Origin of the sequence: Pleomorphovibrio marinus, assembly GCF_003347495.1 — a bacterium.
Taxonomy (GTDB): domain Bacteria; phylum Bacteroidota; class Bacteroidia; order Cytophagales; family Cyclobacteriaceae; genus Pleomorphovibrio; species Pleomorphovibrio marinus.
Genome location: NZ_QCXY01000001.1, coordinates 83,167 through 102,402, shown reverse-complemented (window position 1 = coordinate 102,402; position 19,236 = coordinate 83,167). Strand labels below are relative to the sequence as shown.

The 19,236-nt window shown below is 43.5% G+C and carries 15 protein-coding genes; 6 read left to right on the top strand and 9 right to left on the bottom strand.

Annotated features, from left to right (window positions below):
- Positions 1-26: 26 nt before the first annotated feature.
- The 3 genes from DB520_RS00395 to DB520_RS00385 all read left to right on the top strand — a co-directional run bounded on the left by DB520_RS00395 (position 27) and on the right by DB520_RS00385 (position 1,860).
- Positions 27-656 carry a 4'-phosphopantetheinyl transferase family protein gene (locus DB520_RS00395; RefSeq protein ID WP_114748702.1) on the top strand — a complete coding sequence of 210 codons (630 nt, stop codon included), beginning with the start codon at positions 27-29 and terminating at the stop codon, positions 654-656.
- Between the two features lie 65 nt (positions 657-721).
- The gene (locus DB520_RS00390) at positions 722-1,255 is read left to right on the top strand and encodes a VOC family protein (RefSeq protein WP_114747707.1); all 534 of its coding nucleotides are present in this window, start codon (positions 722-724) and stop codon (positions 1,253-1,255) included.
- 2 nt (positions 1,256-1,257) lie between these two features.
- Positions 1,258-1,860, top strand: coding sequence for a redoxin domain-containing protein (locus tag DB520_RS00385; protein ID WP_114747706.1), 603 nt, complete (start codon positions 1,258-1,260; stop codon positions 1,858-1,860).
- On the opposite strand, the gene DB520_RS00380 is transcribed toward DB520_RS00385, so the two are convergent.
- From DB520_RS00380 to DB520_RS00370, 3 genes are all read right to left on the bottom strand, one after another.
- Positions 1,857-2,699, bottom strand: coding sequence for a transglutaminase-like domain-containing protein (locus DB520_RS00380; protein WP_114747705.1), 843 nt, complete (start codon positions 2,697-2,699; stop codon positions 1,857-1,859). The two genes, DB520_RS00385 and DB520_RS00380, sit on opposite strands and share 4 nt — an antisense overlap.
- A 60-nt stretch (positions 2,700-2,759) precedes the next feature.
- A complete protein-coding gene (locus DB520_RS00375; protein WP_114747704.1) occupies positions 2,760-4,388 on the bottom strand; it encodes an acyl-CoA carboxylase subunit beta in 1,629 nt (542 codons plus the stop codon).
- A 70-nt stretch (positions 4,389-4,458) separates the two neighbouring features.
- Entirely contained in the window at positions 4,459-5,259 is an 801-nt protein-coding gene (locus tag DB520_RS00370; RefSeq protein ID WP_114747703.1) for an N-acetylmuramoyl-L-alanine amidase family protein, read from the bottom strand.
- A 63-nt stretch (positions 5,260-5,322) separates the two neighbouring features.
- Here DB520_RS00370 and DB520_RS00365 point away from each other — a divergent pair, with 63 nt between their 5' ends.
- Entirely contained in the window at positions 5,323-8,094 is a 2,772-nt protein-coding gene (locus DB520_RS00365) for a putative LPS assembly protein LptD (RefSeq protein WP_114747702.1), read from the top strand.
- Between the two features lie 367 nt (positions 8,095-8,461).
- Here DB520_RS00365 and DB520_RS00360 read toward each other — a convergent pair whose 3' ends face one another.
- Entirely contained in the window at positions 8,462-9,676 is a 1,215-nt protein-coding gene (locus DB520_RS00360) for an arginine deiminase (RefSeq protein WP_114747701.1), read from the bottom strand.
- 195 nt (positions 9,677-9,871) lie between these two features.
- Between DB520_RS00360 and DB520_RS00355 the strand changes: the two genes are divergently transcribed.
- On the top strand, positions 9,872-11,734 hold the full coding sequence (locus tag DB520_RS00355; protein ID WP_114747700.1) for a receptor L domain-containing protein: 1,863 nt from the start codon (positions 9,872-9,874) through the stop codon (positions 11,732-11,734).
- Complete coding sequence (locus DB520_RS00350; protein WP_114747699.1) at positions 11,722-13,614, top strand: receptor L domain-containing protein; 1,893 nt, start codon at positions 11,722-11,724, stop codon at positions 13,612-13,614. Before DB520_RS00355 ends, DB520_RS00350 begins: the two co-directional genes overlap by 13 nt.
- 9 nt (positions 13,615-13,623) lie before the next feature.
- On the opposite strand, the gene DB520_RS00345 is transcribed toward DB520_RS00350, so the two are convergent.
- The 5 genes from DB520_RS00345 to aroB form a co-directional block, all read right to left on the bottom strand.
- Positions 13,624-14,478 (bottom strand): prephenate dehydrogenase, encoded by an 855-nt coding sequence (locus DB520_RS00345; RefSeq protein ID WP_114747698.1) that lies wholly within the window; start codon positions 14,476-14,478, stop codon positions 13,624-13,626.
- A gap of 326 nt (positions 14,479-14,804) precedes the next feature.
- Positions 14,805-15,947, bottom strand: coding sequence for a pyridoxal phosphate-dependent aminotransferase (locus DB520_RS00340; RefSeq protein WP_114747697.1), 1,143 nt, complete (start codon positions 15,945-15,947; stop codon positions 14,805-14,807).
- Positions 15,944-16,780 (bottom strand): prephenate dehydratase, encoded by an 837-nt coding sequence (locus tag DB520_RS00335; RefSeq protein ID WP_114747696.1) that lies wholly within the window; start codon positions 16,778-16,780, stop codon positions 15,944-15,946. The genes DB520_RS00340 and DB520_RS00335 overlap by 4 nt, the downstream gene beginning before the upstream one ends.
- Before the next feature lie 186 nt (positions 16,781-16,966).
- Positions 16,967-18,193 carry a 3-phosphoshikimate 1-carboxyvinyltransferase gene (locus DB520_RS00330; protein WP_114747695.1) on the bottom strand — a complete coding sequence of 409 codons (1,227 nt, stop codon included), beginning with the start codon at positions 18,191-18,193 and terminating at the stop codon, positions 16,967-16,969.
- Positions 18,190-19,227: a 3-dehydroquinate synthase gene (aroB, locus tag DB520_RS00325; RefSeq protein ID WP_114747694.1), complete on the bottom strand. Its 1,038-nt coding sequence runs from the start codon at positions 19,225-19,227 to the stop codon at positions 18,190-18,192. The genes DB520_RS00330 and aroB overlap by 4 nt, the downstream gene beginning before the upstream one ends.
- Positions 19,228-19,236 lie beyond the last annotated feature (9 nt).

Below are 19,236 nucleotides of genomic sequence, written 5' to 3'. Positions count from 1 at the left end.
TTGAAATTATCACCTCCAAAATAAGCATGCGAACAAAAATAGAAAAAATCAGTCCCTTATCTGCCTATGCCATAAATAATATTAATGAACAAGACAACAACCACTTGTCTTTTTTGAGCTTTAGGGAAAAACTTTCCTATGCCAATATAGGCCACCGCCAGAAAAAGAAGGAATGGAAAGGTGCGCGTTTGGCTATCAAATCTGCACTGGATGCCATACACCTCCCCTATCCGGGATTTTATAAGGACAACCATGGAAAGTCCTATGCAATGGACGGGTATGGACATGTTTCTCTGAGCCACAGTCAGCATGCCGCAGCAGCCATTTTCCACAAGGATATGCCTGTAGGAATTGACTTAGAAGTGATCAAGGAAAAAGTTGTCAGGCTTGGTCCGAAGTTTCTTTGTGAGGAGGAAATGGAGTTTTTGGATAGGGATCCCCTGCACTACACCATGGCCTGGTCCGCAAAGGAGACCATATTCAAATGCCAGGGTAGAAGGGGAATTAGCCTCAGGTCCAACATTCTTTTGAAGCCTTTTTCCATTGGAGACAGGCTTATCAAAGGTAGGATCTATGACTCTGGAACATCTGATCATCATTACCAGGTTCAGGCTGAGGTAGAAAATGACATGATTCTTACCTATTCTATCTGGTGATTTATTCCCTCAAATTATAAATTGACAGCTTAATTTTTTATCTTGATAAAAAAAATGTCAAGCCTATGAAAACTCTTTTGATGATCGCTTTTGGAATTGTCCTGTTGTATTTGCCGGGAAAAGACTTGTTTGAAAAAGATTCAAGTAACACTCCCGTAATTGAATCCAAAAAAATTGGACAGGTAGCAATAGTGGTCGAGGACATAGAAGCAAGTGGAAAATTGTGGGCGGAGGTATTGGGCTTGGATGAACCAGAGGCCTTTGTTTCTGTTTCTCACCCTGAACGTCCCACCACCTTTAATGGTGAGGTGACCCATGCAGAAGCAAAACTTGCCTTTTTGAAATTAGAAAATCTTGAAATAGAGCTTATTCAGCCCATGGGTGAAGGAAGTACCTGGCAGGAATTTTTGGATACACATGGTGAAGGAATCCATCATTTCGCTTTTTGGGTGGAAGACAAGGAAGGGATTGCTAAAAAACTTTCTACTATGGGAATGCCAACTGTACAAACTGGAGGATGGGAAACTGGGGGATATACCTATGTGGATGCAAGAGATGCTTTAGGCGCAATAGTGGAGTTACTTGAAAATTACGAGTAAAAATGCGCCTCCGCTTCTCATATTCCTGCTTTGTAATTGGTTTATTGGTTCTCAAAGGGATTTTTCCTTCTGATGGCTATGCGCAAAGAGTCTCTGACTTTGAACTGGTGGATGCAGGATCTGGGCAAAAAACCTCCTTAAAGGACCATAGCAGTGCTAAGGCAGTAGTGCTGATCTTTACCTCCCTTAACTGTCCCTTTAGCAAACTTTACGATGAAAGGATAATGGCCTTGTACGATACTTTTGCCAAGTCGGGAGTGGCCTTTCTTCTCATCAATCCGCACGGTGGCCAGTTTCCGGAAGAGCAAGCCGAAAAGATGGCTGAATGGGTGAAGAGTAAAAGCTATCCCATGCCTTTTTTAATAGATGAAAAGCAGGAAGTGACTAAAATGATGAATATCAATAAGATTCCTGAGGTTGTAGTGGTAACTAGCGGCCCCACCGGATACTCGGTGGCCTATAGGGGGGCTATTGATAATAACCCTCAATCCGCGCAAGGAGCCCAAATGCATTATTTGGAAAATGCCCTTACCAACATATTATCCAGAGGCAGCCCAAGTCCTGCCTCCACCCGAGCTATTGGATGCAACGTGCGACCCTTTTAGCTGTTTACGATTTTGAGTAATTCCTGGATCTCTGAGGCCTTTTCCACCTCCCCTATTTTTTCAAAAGCATAATTCAAGTTTCTAAGGGTCCTGCGGATGATTTCCAACGAACCACAGGGTTCAAAAAACTCTTTCCTTGGCTCCAATTTCAAGTGATCAAGGTAATTCATGATGTCCTGTTTGGTAAAAATTAGGCCCTTATTGAAAGCATTGATGTAAAAAGTAAGGCTTTCGGTTGTATAGGTTAGGACAAATAAATTGGGCAGGTTTACCCCATAAATAGGTAAACCCAGCTTATTGGCCACAAGGATATAAACCGCACATAAACTAATTGGGTTGCCTTTTTTGGAATCCAGCACGTTACTAAGCATGCTATTGCCCGGGGAATGGAAATTTTTGGTGTTTGCGGAAAATTTCAAGTCATTAAAAAGGACGTTGTTGATAATCCTTATTTTGTCGTAGGCAGGCAGGTCATTTTTAAAGGAAGTCCATACTTCAAAATAGATTTGATGCATGGTGGCGTTTAATTGCTCAAATTCCAGGTCTGGGTATTGATAGGTGTTGATGATCCAAAGACCCGTGAGTAGGTCTCTGTCCTGGGTTTGCTTCCATTCCCCCAGGCGCTCCTTCAAAAGGGAGAACTGCAAGTCATGTACCAGATCTTCTATTTCCTTTTGCAGGTCGGGGTTGAAGCTGCTTTCCCATTTCTTTTCCAAGAAGGGGATTACCTGATTGCCAAGGCTAATGATTTTATCCCGCACATGTTCTTTTACCTCTTTGTCGGAATCATCCAAAAGAGACACCAATGCATTTAATTCTTTTTCACTAAATTCTTCCATTTGTATGGGGGCATTTAGAGCTAGGATTAATATAAACCATTTACTGGAAAAAGTAAAGGGCTAGGTCTGTATGATGCCAACATTAAACTTTTCTGAAATGGTTCGGTGATTGGCCATTTCTATACCCTTGCTGATGATTTGCCGGGTATCCCTAGGGTCGATAACCCCATCTACCCACAATCTGGCAGCGGCATAAAAGGGGTGAAGGGTTTTCTCATATTTTTGGGAAATATCCTTGAGTAAGGCCTCTTCGGCCTCTTTAGTGATTTCCTGCCCTCCTTTTTTTAGGGAGGCCACCTTGATTTGCAATAAGGTCTTGGCAGCAGAGGCGCCACTCATCACGGCCATTTGTCCCGTCGGCCAGCTAAAGATCAATCTCGGGTCATAGGCCTTTCCACACATCGCATAATTCCCAGCGCCATAGGAGTTTCCGAGAATAAAGGTGAACTTCGGCACCACTGAATTCGCCATGGCATTTACCATTTTTGCACCATCCTTGATGATGCCACCTTGTTCGGCTTTACTGCCTATCATAAAGCCACTAACATCCTGAAAGAAAACCAAGGGGATTTTTCGTTGATTACAATTCATGACAAATCGAGCTGCCTTGTCGGCAGAATCAGAATAGATTACCCCACCCATCTGCATTTCACCTGCTTTGGTCTTCACAATTTTTCTTTGATTGGCCACAAACCCAACAGCCCAACCATCCACTCTTGCCGTGCCGCAAATCAAGGTTTTACCGTAATCCTTTTTGTAGTGCATGAAGCTGCCACCGTCCACAATTCTTTCTACGATATCCATCATTTCATAGGGCTTGGACCTATCCACCGGAAATTCACCCAGAATTTCTTCCACATTATATGCCGGCTGGGAACTGGTGATCCTGTCATAACCAGCATTATCTGGTTTCCCTAAAGTGGCCATGATTTTTTTAATCGCATTAAGACAGGATTGGTCATCCGGGAATTTGTTGTCGGTCACTCCAGAAACCTCACAATGGGTGCTTGCACCCCCCAGGGTTTCATTATCCACAGTCTCGCCTATGGCAGCTTTTACCAGGTATGACCCGGCTAAGAAAATGGTACCCGTTTTGTCCACGATAAGTGCCTCATCAGACATTATGGGTAAATAGGCTCCCCCTGCAACGCAACTACCCATGATTGCGGCAATTTGCACTATTCCCATGGATGACATCTTAGCATTGTTGCGAAACTGCCTTCCAAAATGTTCCTTGTCGGGGAATATTTCGTCTTGCATAGGTAAATATACCCCTGCACTGTCCACCAAATAAATTATGGGGATGTGGTTTTCCATGGAGATTTCTTGTGCCCGCAGGTTCTTTTTTGCAGTCATGGGAAACCATGCACCTGCCTTTACGGTAGAGTCGTTGGCTACGATTACGCACATTCGCTTACTAACCCTGCCAATACCACAAACCACGCCTGCGGAAGGGCAACACCCCTCCTCCATGTACATTTCATCCGCGGCTAGGGCACCAATTTCCAAAAAGTCGGAAGGATCATCTAACAACCATTCAATCCTTTCCCTGGCAGTTAATTTTCCCTTTTCATGGATTTTCTCAATGCTTTCCTTACCCCCACCGAGCTTTATTTCCTCGAGCTTTGCTCTGAGTTGGCTTATGAGTTTTTTGTTAAGGTTTTCATTTCGATCAAAAGTCACATCCATATGTTTAAAAAGCCAAATGCTCGGTTGCTAATACTAATCAAAACGGACCCAAGGCTGTTAAAGTTTGTTTTTAGAGGGATTCTATTTCCTCTTTATAGGCCTTTATGGCTCGGTAAATTCCGGAGGCGATATAAGTTTGACCGTCCTTACTGTTCAGGTAGCGTTCTTCATTCATGTTGGAAAGAAAACCAATTTCTATCAGCACACTAGGCATGCTAGTCGTCCAAAGAACATACAAGGGAGCCTGCTTTACTCCCCGGCTGTGTCTGTTCACCCTGGTTCTAAATTCCGTCTCCACTTTATCTGCTAGGGAAAGGCTATTATTGAGATAGGCTTTCTGCATGAGATTGAACATCATGTAGGATTCAGGGGATTGTGGGTCGAAGCCCTCATAGTTTATTTCATAATCTTCTTCCAGTAGGATCACCGAATTTTCCCTTTTTACATAATCGAAATTCCTGTTGAGGTCGCTGGTTCCCATCACAAAGGTCTCAGTGCCATAGGGGCCGGTGGACTTCACGGCATTGCAATGAACGGAAACAAAGAGATCTGCCCGGTTTCGGTTTGCAATATTTGCCCGCTCTTTCAGTTCTATAAAGGCATCCGTTTTTCTTGTATAAATGACCTCCACATCCGGCATCAGCTCCTCCATATACTGGCCCACCTGCATAGCCACTTTCAATGCCACATCCTTTTCCCGGGACATCTTTCCGATGGTGCCTGGGTCTTTGCCCCCATGGCCGGCATCGATGACTACCCTTCTGAGTTTAAACTCGGATCTTTTCTCTCCAGAGGGGATAAATCCCATAAAAAGGAAGGTAAATGTGAGCCCGGAAATAATGAGAATATTTTTCAACTTGGTTCGTTCCATACAAGGTAATAACGTTAACTTTACGCAAAATTTATAAATTTTTGAAGCAAACAGAAATTATCCGTGCACAATATTAAGCTCGCATTTATTTCTATATTCTTGCTCCAGTGCCTAGCATTGCCCCTTTTTGGACAAGAACCCGGAAATATACCCGCGGAAAATATCTTGATTGCTCCAGATACCTTGCTAAATCCGGGAGTTTTGCCAGATACCCTGCTTCCGGTATTGCCGGACAGTATTCTGATCATTACCGAAGAAGACCTACTTGCAGACACCACCAAGACTGTTCCACAAGGGGATATAGAAACAGTGATTAATTATTATGCTGAAGACAGTATTATTTCGGACTTTTCCCAAAACAAGGTATTTCTTTATAAAGATGCTTGGTTTGAATATGGGAATATACGCTTGGATGCTGATTATATTGTTATAGACTGGGAAAAAAATGAGCTTTTCGCCTCGGGCTTGGAAGACACCACCGGAGTAGTGCAAGGCACGCCCGTATTTAAAGAAGGCCAAAGTATTTATGAAATCCGCAAAGATATGCGGTATAATTTTAAGACCTCCAAAGCAATAATTACCGATGTGGTGACCCAACAAGACGAGGGCTTGCTAAGAGGACAGACGGTAAAGAAAGGTGGCGACGGAAGTATTTATCTCAACAAGGGCTTTTACACCACCTGCGACCTGGTGGAGCCCCATTGGCACATCTCTTCTTCCAAGATCAAATCCATTCGCGGCAAACAGGTGATCTCCGGCCCCTTTAATTTGTATTTCAACAATATCCCAACTCCCTTAGGTTTGCCTTTTGGGATAATTCCGGATACCCCCGAAGAAAAAACCTCGGGGATTTTATTTCCCTCCTATGGACAAGAACGGGTTCGGGGTCTTTTTCTAAGGGATTTTGGGTATTATTTTGCCATAAATGACTATGTGCATACCCAGGTAACTGGGGAGGTTTTTAGCTTAGGTGGGTATGGAGCCAAGTGGGGTACAGTTTATAACAAAAGGTACCGATATAAGGGTGGTTTTAACATCGATTTCCAAAAGTTCGAAAGTCCCGAAACTGCCGAAGTGCCTGTAGAATACGATGCATTTTGGCTACGCTGGAACCATACTCCAGAATCCAGGGGGAATTCCAGGTTCTCGGCATCAGCAAACTTCGGAACCAAGTCCTATAACGACAACATCCTTAACCCTGGCAACTTCCAGCAGAACATGAACTCTGATTTTTCCTCGAATATTGCCTACAGTAAGACCTTCGCCGGTACCCCTTTCAGTATGTCGGCCAACTTAAGGCACTCCCAAAACCAGGTAACCGATGAAGTCAACCTGCTGCTACCCGACATTGCTGTCAACATGAACCGGCAAAACCCTTTTAGGAATGTTCGCTTCGAACCTCTGAAAACGCTTAACGTTGCCTGGAACTTCAATGCCCAGAACTCGATCAACAATAGGGTCACCACGGAATTTGGGGTGGATCCTAACCTTATGCAGCAGATTGAGGAGTTTGGCCAACCAGGGGCTCCGGAGGTGCTTCCCTTTACCTTTGCCAATCTACCCCAATTATTGAGGGAGGCCGACAACGGCATGAGACATACCGTACCTATTTCTTCCAATTTTACTCTATTTCGGTTTTTCACAGGCACTGCATCTTTAAATTGGACGGAGTTGTGGTATTTTGACAGAATCAATTACTACTATAACCGCCAGGAAGACCGGTTAGATCAGATTTTGGAACCGGGTTTCAATAGGGTAGGTTTTTATAATAGTTCCTTCAACATGTCCACCAATATCTATGGGTTTTATACCTTCAAGAAAGGGGCTAAGATAGAGGCAATACGCCATCATATGCAGCCTACTTTTGGGTTTACTTCCACACCTGATTTTTCTGACCCAAGGTATGGTTTTTACCAGGAGGTACAGACCGATGCCCAGGGGAATACCAGAAGGATGTCCAGGTACCAGGGGTTTATATATGGAGGAGCCCCCATGGGGGAAGCCAGGGCCCTAAGTATAAACATCCGAAATGTGGTAGAAGCAAAAATCCGCATGGAAAGCGATACCGCAGAGGTGGAAACCAAAAAAGTCCCTCTCCTCCAAACTTTAAATGTGGCCACCAATTACAATTTTGCTGCAGACTCCTTTAACCTGGCACCCATCAACATAAATACGCGGACTTCTCTTTTTGACAACAAAATATCGGTTTTCCTCAGCACCAATCTGGATCCCTACGCAACCGGTACCTTTACACAAGGGGAAAGGGAGGTAACTAGGAGGATAAACGATTTCGCCTTTAGGCAAGGGCAGGGCCTAGGCAGGATTAGAAGTGCCACTCTTAACTTAAATGGGAGTATTAACCCTAGCCAGACTGAAAAGTCCTCTGCGGAAGTCCGGGACGAACTTACCAATGATTACCTCAACCAAGGGGGTCAGATGAATGAATTTGTGGAAAATGAAATCGATAGAATTGCAAATGACCCCAGCCAATATATAGACTGGTCTATTCCCTGGAACATGACCTTCGGTTATAATCTTAGTTATAACAGAGGTACCAGCGGCAATGTCAATGTGACCCAAGCGGTGAATATCTCCGGCGACCTCAGCCTTTCCGATAAATGGAAGATCAATTTCAATTCCGGGTATGACGTAGCGGCAAACCGGATTACACAAACTATGATTGGCATTGCCAGGGATTTGCATTGCTGGCAGATGAACGTAAACTGGGTGCCGTTTGGAAGATTTACCTCTTACAATATCGATATACGTGTGAAGTCCAATATCCTTAGAGATTTGAAGGTTTCAAGAAGAAGGTCTTTCTTTGACAGTTTTTAAAGCTAATTGGTTGCAAATTTTAAACTTCCTTCATCTGTTTATAATTGTTTTTCAGTGGTCAGATAGCCTGCCCCTGCCTGCCCCGAACTTGTTTCGGGGGAATCTCGCTTTGATAATCATCTCTACCATTGACATATTACTTTAAATCAAATAATTTATTGATTAAGTACAGATTTTAAAGATACTACGCTGCGAGCGTTGCGAATTCGTTGCGCCCCCCTGAAAAAACTCAGGGCAGGGCTGCGAGAAACTAAATGTCATTTCCTTTCTGTAAATGCCAATTTTTAGAACTCTGTGTGTAGCTCGGTTTTGTCTCCATTAACCAATGAAAATTGGAATATCCTAAAGAAAAAATAAAGTCGCCTATTCAAGTTTTTTTTCTGCTTATGGGCATGGTCATGCATCTGGGACCTCCCAGCCCACGGCAGAGTTCAGAGGAAGGGATCTCCAGTACTTCTACCCCAATGTCCCTAAGGGCTCTGTTGGTATGTTTGTTGCGATTGTAAGAAATCACTTTTCTAGGGGCGATAGTGAAAACATTTGCCCCATCAAACCATTGTTCCCTTAAGGCATTATCAGTGTTTTCCCTGCCATATTGAATGGTCTGCAAATGCGGGATTTCATCCTTCAAGATTTGGAGCAAGGAATCATTGAGGACGCTCCTTTTTATATTCATCTGTTCGCCCTCACCGTTTTTATGTCGGTATACCGATAGTTTTGCCACTGCATTTAGTGCCTCGGGGTAGGTTAGTACCAAATTTTCATCCAGTATGGTAAAAACAGTGTCCAGGTGCATGAAATTTCTTTTTTTTGGAAGCTCAACTTCATATACCCTTTCTATAGTGCCTTCGGCAATCAGTCTTTTTGCCAAGTGATAGATTGCTTTTTCATCCGTGCGTTCGGAATGACCAACAGCTACCGCCTTTTCGGAGAGAATGATGATGTCGCCCCCTTCTAGGGATGCGGGATTATCATGGCCATCTAGTGGGAATACCTTTTTGGTTTTTCCCTTGAACCTGGGATGCTCCTCAAAAATACTCCTGACCATATTGGCTTCTCTTTGTCTTCCCTCCATTTTCATACGGGAAAAGACCAAACCTGCCGGTGTGACCGCTGCCGTGTCTCTCTGAAAATAGAGGTTTGGCGTAGGTGGAATTAGGTAGGCAAGATCCATTAATTCCCCGAACTGGATCTTAGGGTTCTTCCGTTTGGCCTCGTGTACTTTTATACCGGCCACCAGTGCATTGGCGCACTCGTAGGTAGAAAGCGTGGCAATTAGCTCCTCGGCCAAATGAGTCATCCCCGAGGAGGATAGGGAATCCCTCATTACCCGGAGGAGAATGTCTTTGTCGAGCAATAATTCCATCAACAGCTCCTGGAAAAGTAAAACCTCTGCCCCACATGCCTGACGGATCAATTGGCAAAAGTAGTCATGCTCTTTCTGCATTTCCTCCAAATAAGGGACATCTTCAAAGAGCAAAAGGTTTTTGTTGTAGGGGGTCAAGCGGTCAATCTCATTGCCCGGTCTATGCATCAAGACCTGCTGAATGGCTCCGTATTCCGAATAAATTCTTAAATCCATAGGGTTCAATATCAACAATTAAATAGAAAAAGAAAGCAGTAACCATGAAAATACCTATTAATTTATAGATAAAATACCATAATCAAATAGGGTAATACTAAATAGGGGTGTTATTTATTTCTTGTTTAGGTCAAATTTCCGACAACTAGTTGTTTTATTTAAAAATTCCTTATTTTTAGATTTCTTTTATAGGTGATGGTTTTTTTTAGAATATTGTTTGTCGCCACATTTCTAGGCGTTTTGTTTTCATCTTGCAGGGAAGAGGAGATTCCAGAGTTTAAGCTGGGAAGTATGACTTTTGAGGTTTCCCCTAAGAATGCGGGAAGTGCGCAATTGAGGGAGAGGGATGTTTCCTTAAGCTTAGTAACAAGTTTAGTTATCGGAATCAAAAATTCTTCTCAGGTTTCTGAATTTATAGTGCAGGATACCATTATGGTGGAGTGGTGGGGCGATGCCATGGTAGTTCCGCACTTGGAACTTGCCCCAGGCAACTATGAAATAGATCACTTCCTTTTATTGGACGGGGAGGATAATGTTGTCTTCGCAACCCCAAGAAAAGGATCTGCAACGGTCAAAAGGGTGGATATGCCATTACCTATTCCCTTTCAAATTGGAAATGGTGAAAATAAGTCCATGACAATGGAGGTGATTTCTTCCATAGGCTTATCCCCTGAGGATCTTGGCTTATCCGCAGGGGAGGAAGGCTTTGAACCGGAATTTCACATTTTTATTTCTGTGATTCAACGTATGGTGGATGATCACAAGGACTATTTGGTCGCTAATCTTGCAATCCGCTGGGAGGAAGGAGAAAAGCAAGTTTCTCTAGATGGCCCTATTACTAGGGTGAGCCTCCCAAGAACCCAAAGGGTTTTTGAATTTGAGATCCTTGTTGAGGGTTTTGTGGATTTTTCGCGACAGTTTAGAATGGATTCTCTTTTACAATACCAAAAACATCCCCTGCTAATTCCTGTGACAAAATTTGGTGAGGATTGCTCAGGTGGGTCTCACTTTGGGAATGTGATTCTCCAATCTCAGCAAGACGTAGAAGAATTTGGTGCCAATTGTTTTGATCAGATATTTGGGAGTCTTCAAATTGGAATTCCCTCCCAGGTATCCGCTGATCCCATAATTGACCTAAGCGCATTGGAGTCCATAGAAGCTGTGGGCAGTTTATATGTATATAACAACCCCCATTTAATAAACCTAAAAGGACTACAGTATGTAAAAAAAATTCATACAAATTTATATATAGAAGACAATCCCCAATTAGAAAGCCTGGCGCAACTATGGAGAATAGAGGAAGTTGCTAATTTAAGCGTGATAAATTGCCCACTGGTACCAGGTATTGCGGATCTGGAAAATCTGGGTGGAGAAATCCTTAATTTGAAATTGGAAAACTTGCCAAGTTTGAAAAAATTCACCCTTCCCAAAAAAGTAGAGAAACTGGACGCTTTGTCGTTGGTTTCTATCCCTAACTTAATGGAGTTGGACCTGCCGTATGTTGATATTTCAGAAATGGGTATGGTGGAACTTAAGGGCACTCCTAAACTTATGTCCCTGAAAGGTTTCCATAATAAAATCAAAACACTGAAAATTCTCCGCATCAGAGGTGCGGATCATCTCAAAAATGTTCAGGAGATGTTTGCTAATGGTGGGGTTTTGACCAATTTGTTGGAACTGAAAGGTAATACCAGCCTATACTCTCTTAATGGTTTTAAACTCCCTCGGTTTATGAATGGTCATATACTGTTGGAAAATAACGAAAAGCTCAATGAGCTTTCTGCTTTCAGCGACTTGGAGATGTTGACTCAACATTTGCATATACATAACAACCCCTCGTTGCAAAGCCTAAATGGGTTGGAAAAGTTGATGCAAATGGGATATACAAACAGTGAATGGCCTGAAAAAAGGATATGGATTGAAGGCAATTCCAACCTCCATGACTTTTGTGCATTGACCCATTTGTTTAATGAAAACCCGCCAAGTAGCTACCAATTTGTGGGTAATGCATTTAACCCAACTTCGCAACAATTAAAGGATGGGCTATGCACAGAGTAAGAAAACATTCTACGGTGGAAGGCATGTTCTTGCTAGTTTCTTGGATGGTGCTTTTCGGAATCTTTATTTCTTGTGCTGAGGAGGAAGAAGTCTTGCCCCCTGGCCACCCTATAATTGAAGAAAATTCTCCAATCGTAGTTATTGAAGTCCACCGGCTTATCTCCATTCAGAAAAGGAGGTTGCTTGAGGATGGTTTTCAAGCAGTGATCACTATAAATACACTTGAAGGAGAACCCACGGCATATAGATCCCAAAGGATTGGTGTTTTTTTGGAGGATGGGATATATAGAACAGAACCTCTGGATCTTCCCTATGGGGAATACGTGGTAGCTGCATTTTATATCCTTGAGGGGGATGGTAAAATCGTAGAAGCCACTCCGTATGCTGATAGTGCTATGGGGGACGAGGTAGAAACCCCCTTGCCATTATCGTTCCAAGTGATTCATTCCCAATCAGGGGAGCCGACTTTGGTAAGTATTTCCGCTATTCCCACAAGCGGCTTTAAACCAGAGGATTTTGGTATGCACACATTTTTGATAAGTATCATCGAAAGTGTAACCTTTTATATTGCGGTGGTGACGGATTTGAATATAATGGACTTTAGGCCAGCGAAATTATTGATACAGTTGGGAGACGAGGAGTTTACCCATTTTATTGAACCAGAGATTAACTTAGTGGAATCCCTCCCCATTCAGGATAACTACCATATTAGGATACAAACCCAGGGGTACGGAGATTTGAATTTAACGCTATCTTTTGATAGCCTTGTAAGCTTCCAAAGGCAACCCCTTATTTTGGTTCCAGGGGAGGATGTGTTCGAATGCGTAGGAGGAGAATATCCCTGTAACCTTGTCTTAAGTTCCCAAAGCGATGTGGATAGCTTTTCTAAAAGATGTGCCACTTCCATATACGGCAGTTTGGTAATCATCGGAGAAAAAGGGGAAAACCCCGTGGTAAATCTAGAACCCTTGGCTGGAATAACCTCTGTAGGCGGTGACTTGGTGATTTCTCAAAACCCTCAACTGCAGTCCTTATCCGGACTCCGCTCTATAGACGAAATAGGAGGTTCCATAAGAATTAGTGGCAACCCACGACTGAGAGATTTAATGGATTTTCCTGGGATAAATGCGGTGAATGGCCCCCTTTACATAGAAGAAAACGAATTGCTTACTTCTTTAGAGGGGCTAGAACAAATAGAGGCAGCTGGGATGATATTTATCCAGTTTAACCCTTCTCTTCGTAGTCTTGAGGGCTTAGGTAACTTGAGAGAGGCCCAACAACTTTCCATTAGCAGCATTCCTCTACTCCTTGACTTAAAGGAATTGTACTCACTTCACCGTCTTGGAAGTCTTGAAGTTCAAGGGCTGAAGGCCCTAAAGGGGCTATTCGGGGAGGGCAATGGATTAAATCAACTTCATAACCTAGAATTAATGCATCTTCCTTCCTTAAAAAATGTAGAGGGGTTGTTTAAGGAGAATGGGCAAGTAATAGGCTCTATAGAAATTTTTAACACTGGATTGGAAAATTTGGATGGTTTAGCAATAGGGGATAAGCTTGGTTTTAATTTATACTTAGAGGGCAATGCCTACTTGGTGGACCTTTCTGCTTTGGTCACCTTGGAGGAGGTGGCACGTAACCTTGTAATATCGGATAACCTAATACTAAGGAATCTAAATGGTTTGGAGAACCTTTTGTCTGTGGGCAATGGATACGGTGAGGACAGGGGCTATAGACTGCAGATTACCGATAACTTTTCTCTTTCGGACTTTTGTGGCATTCAGAATTTGTTAGAAAATGGCTTTTACCATCGTCTTAATATTAGTGGAAACCAGTATGATTTACCAGTAGAGGATATCAAGATGGGGTTGTGTAGAAGGTAAGGAATTAAGTTAATCCCTTTTTTCCAAATCTAGGATTTCTCGGATTTTATTGGCTTCCTCCATTTCTTTGTAAAGTCCTGTATAGTCATCGGTAGAAATTTTATCCCTAAACTGCTTCATATGATGAATGTAAGCATCCATCGCTTCTATCAGGTTCTTTTTGTTTTCCAGAAAGATGGGCGCCCACATGGCAGGGGAACTTTTGGAAAGCCTCACAGTGGATGCAAATCCGCTTCCTGCCATATCAAAAATGTTTTTTTCGTCTTTCATCTTTTCCAGTACCGTTCGTCCTAGCATAAAGGAAGTGGCGTGTGAAAGGTGGGAAACAAAAGCAAGGTGTAGGTCATGCTCCAAGGGATCCATGAACCTTAACTTCATGTTAAGAATTTCAAAAAGTTCGTAGGCCATGGCTTTTAGGTGAACATCTGTTTTTTCCATTTCACAAATGATAAGGACTTTTCCATCCAAAAGTTGTTCGAAGGCAGCCTTGGGGCCAGAGTGTTCGGTTCCAGCAATGGGGTGTACCGCAAGGTAGTTTTGTCTTTTTGGGTGCTGAGCTGTTTTGTTACAGACCTCCGCTTTGGTGGATCCAAAGTCCATGACCAGGGTTTTGCTGCCGGTGCCATCTAGGGTCTGCTGCACAAGGTCAGAAAGGGTGTCTACAGGAGTGGCCAACACCACCACATCTGTATCGGGGTCTGGCCTTTCTTTGTGCAGAGTTATCAACCCGAGTTCTTTAGCCTGTGCTACATGATCCGGATTATTGTCGTGTCCAGAGAGGATCAAATCAGGTCTCTTTTTTTTCAATCCCAAGGCAAAAGATCCTCCCAATAAACCCAAACCTATTATGTGTATTTTTTTCATATGTTTAAAATTTCTTTTCAGCGGTCATATAGCCTGCCCCGAACTCGTTTCGGGGGAATCTCGCAACGATAATCATCCCGGTGTGTGACGTACTCGTCATGCCCTGACTGCCGTCAGGACAGGCTCGATTTCATCTGTTTATAATTGTCTTTTCAGCGGTCATATAGCCTGCCCCTGCCTGCCCCGAACTCGCTTCGGGGAACTCGTTTCGGGGGAATCTCGCATCTCCCCGATAGCTATCGGGGCATCCCAGTGTGTGACTTGCTCGTTATGCCCTGACTGCCGTCAGGACAGGCTCGATTTCAATGCAATGTCTTTTTAAATGGTCAAATTCTCTCTATGGCTTCTAGGATACGGCCGGTGTCTATACAAAGCGAAAACCGTATGAATTCTTCCCCCTGGCTTCCAAAAATAAAACCCGGAGTAACAAAAACACCTTTTTGGAACAGCAATTCATCCACTAGTTTTTTCGCAGAAACCCCCCGTTGCACTTTGGCCCAAACAAACAGGCCTCCGGGCTGCTTTTTTATTTCCAATCCTATTTTCTCTGCCAATTTCCATACCAATTCCCTTCTGCCTTCATAGATGAGGTTGTTTTTTTCCACCCATTCACTACCTAAAGCCAAGGCTGCTTTTGCACCTTCTTGCAATCCTAAAAACATTCCGGAGTCCATATTGCTTTTTACTCTTAATACTGCCTGAATATAGGTGGAGTTTCCTGCTAACATCCCCACTCTCCAACCTGGAATATTGAAGGATTTGCTGAGAGAGTTTAATTCCATAGCATAATCCATGGCACTGGGTTGGGCCAGTATGCTCATGGGTTCAGGATAAAGGATCTGGCTATATGGGTTATCATTTACCAAAAGCAATTGATGGGCTTTGGCAAAGGCGATCAATTGGCTAAAGATTTGGGATGATCCAGGCGCACCCGTAGGCATGTGAGGGTAATTCACCCACATCAACTTAACCTTCTCCAGGTTAAGTTTTTCCATTGCCCTAAAATCCGGAGCCCAGTCAAGATGCTCATGAAGTTCGTAATAGATCGGTTTAGCCTTTACTAGTTTGGTCACGGAGGTGTAGGTGGGATAACCGGGGTTAGGAATTAATACCTCGTCCCCTTCATCCAAAAACGCTAGGGAGATATGCATGATCCCTTCTTTGGAACCCATTAGAGGGAGTATGTCTGAGGAGGGGTTTAAAGTTACTCCATACACCTTGCTGTAGTAGTCAGCAAATGCGGTTCTCAATGAAGGTGTGCCAACATAGGACTGATAACCATGGCTGTCTTTGAGGCTTGCAGTCTGGTGCAGAGCAGCAATTACAGTGGGGTCAGGTGGGAGGTCAGGGCTTCCAATGCCCAGGTTGATAATGTCCTTTCCCTGCTCTCGCAGTAGCTGAATCTCCTTAAGCTTGGTGCTGAAATAATACTCCTTCACTTCTCCCAATCTACTGGAAAAACCGATCATGATTTCATGTGTTTATATTCCCCGAAGATTTTGACCTCGCCGAAGGACTGCTGTATACGCAGGATAGCCTCCTGATAAAGGTCATAACGGCCAATTATAGTGTCGATGAAAAAGGCATATTCCCAAGGTTTACTGATTACTGGTAGGGATTGGATTTTGGTCAAGTCCAGTTCGTGTTCACTCATAAGGGTGAGCAATTTGGCCAGTGTTCCTTTTTGGTTCTGAATGGTTATTTTCAGGGAAACCTTATCAGGGATTTCGCTAAATTCAGGTTTTTCCTTCTGGAGAATGATAAACCTGGTGAAATTGCTTTTTACGGTCTGTATGTCAGAGGCTAAAATTTCAAGCCCATAGTAATCGGCAGCTTTTGAACTCGCAATGGCACCTACCCCTTTCTTCGCTTCTTCTGCAATTACTTTTGCTACATATGCAGTGTCAGTATCATCGAGTAATTGAATGTGGGGGTATTGGCTGAAAAACGGTTTGCACTGAAGCAATGCCATGGGGTGGGATCTCACTTGAGCGATCTCAGAAATCTTCTGCCCTGGTAAGGCCATGAGGTTGTGGGAGATGGGTAGGTAATATTCATCCTTGATATACAGCCCATGCCTGTCTATGATGTCGTAATTGGGCAGTATTGCTCCTGCTATGGAATTTTCTATAGCCATTACTGCAAAATCCGATTCTTGGGATCCCACAGATTTAGCCACCTCCTCAAAAGTGTGAAAAACACCAAGCGAGATGTCTTCCCCAAAATAGTTTTGTGCCACCAAGTGATGGAAGGACCCTGGGACCCCCTGTATTGCAATTATTAAGTTTCCCTTTTCCTGCATTACTTTTTGAAGATAAAATATACGGCTAAAACCAAAAAGTCTAAGCCCAGGTTTTCAAACCATTTAAGTTCTTTGAACTTAAGGTGACCATACCAAGCTAGGGTCATTATTGGAAAGCACCGAGAAGTATACAGTATAGAGTACTCTCATAATGACGTATGCCTAGATATTTTATGGTGTAAAACGTCATTTGTTCTCCATAGTTTCTAAACCTACCATGGCACAATGTTTCCAGAAGCTGGGGTAAGATTTATCCACCACCTCAGGGTCTTCTATTACCAACTCAGTGTGTGTAGCCAAAGGCATAAAGGCCATTGCCATCCTATGGTCATCATAGGTATGGATCTTTACCTTATCTGGAATTTGGCTGGCAGGGATAACGGTGAAAACACCATTTTCACTTTCCTCCAATCCGGCATTGATTTTCGCCAGCTCTTGTTGTAGGGCAAATATCCTATCCGTTTCTTTGATTCGGAGACTTTCTAAGCCTATGAATGCACAAGTCTGTCCGATTATTGCGCAAGTTACTGCTACTGTTTGGGCCAAGTCGGGGAAATGCGTGAAATCAATAAGGTCGATTCCCTCCACTTTTTTCTTGCTTAACCTAACACCGTCTGCTTCAAACTTACTAGACACCCCCAGTTTATCCATAATTCCGGTAATGGCACTGTCTCCCTGAAGACTATTGGCTTTAAGTCCTGTTAGTTTCAATTCACCATCCTTGGCACAAGCCAGTAGGCTAAACCAATAACTGGCACCAGACCAATCGCTTTCCACTGCAAATTGTGTGGGTTGGTACTTTTGCGAAGGCACATGAATTGTGCTCCCTTCAAAGGTGTATGCAATTCCAAAAGCCTTCATCAGTTCCAGGGTCATTTCTATGTAAGTCCGGGAGCCAATTTTTCCTGTAAGCTCCAAAGTGAGTCCCCTTGGTAAAAGGGGCGCGTTCATGAGCAATGCAGAAATGAATTGGCTACTCACATCACCCCTGATCTGTATATGGTCGCTCAACTGCTCCTCAAACCCCTCGGTTTGAATGGGGGGAAACCCATCTTTTCCCACATATTGAATGCGGGCGCCAATTTCCCTGAGGGCATCCACAAGTATTCCTATGGGCCTTTCACACATTCTAGGAGTGCCTGTAAGCACTTTCTTTTTGTTGTTCAAGGCAGAGAAGGCGGTGAGAAAGCGCATGGTAGTTCCTGCATCCAAAACGTCGAGCGTAGAGGGGTCCTCCTTCAGCAGCCGTATCATGGTTTGGGTATCCCTTGCCTCTGCCAGATTGCTGATTTGATTTTCTCCTTCAGTAAGGGCATCGATGATCAAGGCCCTGTTGCTTTCACTTTTGGAAGAAGGAAGTGGAATAGTGATGCATCCCAAACCTTCCATTTTGGGTAGCGTGAGCGTTTTCATGGCTGTAGTTCGTTGTAATAGCGCAAGGATTGCAAAATGTCCTCTTTCCCCACAGCTATATTGTATTCACAGCTCCCTATGCGGGGAAGCAGGGAAAAGTTCAGGATGCGTCCATCGTTTTTCTTGTCTTGGAAACAAAGGTTGGCAATTTCTTCAAAATCCTGTTCTTGTACTGGAGGCTTTTCAAAAACGGCGAGAATCATTTCTTCTATTTTTTTCAAGTCATGGGGGGGCATTCTCAGGTATTTATTGGACAAATACCCCTCAGCCAACATTCCTATGGCTATGGCTTCCCCATGAAGCAAATGGCGAGTGCTGTTCAGGTAAAAAGACTCCACGGCATGCCCGATGGTATGCCCAAAGTTCAGGATTTTTCTTAGCCCTTCCTCTTTCGGGTCTTTGCTTACTACGTTTTTTTTGATTCCTACCGAAACCTCAATAATGTCCTTCCAATTCTGGTCTGTCCAATGTTGGCGTTTCAAGCCTTCGAAGTAATTGGCATTTGCGATAAGCCCATGTTTGATCACTTCTGCATACCCTGATCGCAACTCGGATTTGGGAAGGGTTTTCAGGAATTGGTCGCTGATCAATACGGCTTCGGGTGTAGTAAACACCCCAATGTGGTTTTTGAACCCCATGAAGTCCACGCCTAGTTTGCCTCCTACACTGGCATCCACCTGGGAGAGAAGAGTAGTGGGTAGGTTGATAAACCTAATTCCCCTTTTATAGGTACTGGCACAGAAACCACCCATATCCCCGGTGACGCCTCCCCCAATGTTTATGATGATGGCCTTGCGGTCAAAACTGCATTCGGTCATCCATTTCCATATGGCAGTACATGTGTCCAGGTTCTTGTTGATCTCCCCTTCAGGGAAAGTATACAATTCGTGGGAAGGTAATTGGGGTTTTATTAGCGGATAACATTGCCGAACTGTCTCGCTATCTGCAATAACCCCAATTTTAGAAAACTTGAGGGTGTCCAGATAGCGATACAGGTCTTGGGCAATGTTCGTAGAGAATATGATTTTTTCCAATGCAGTCTA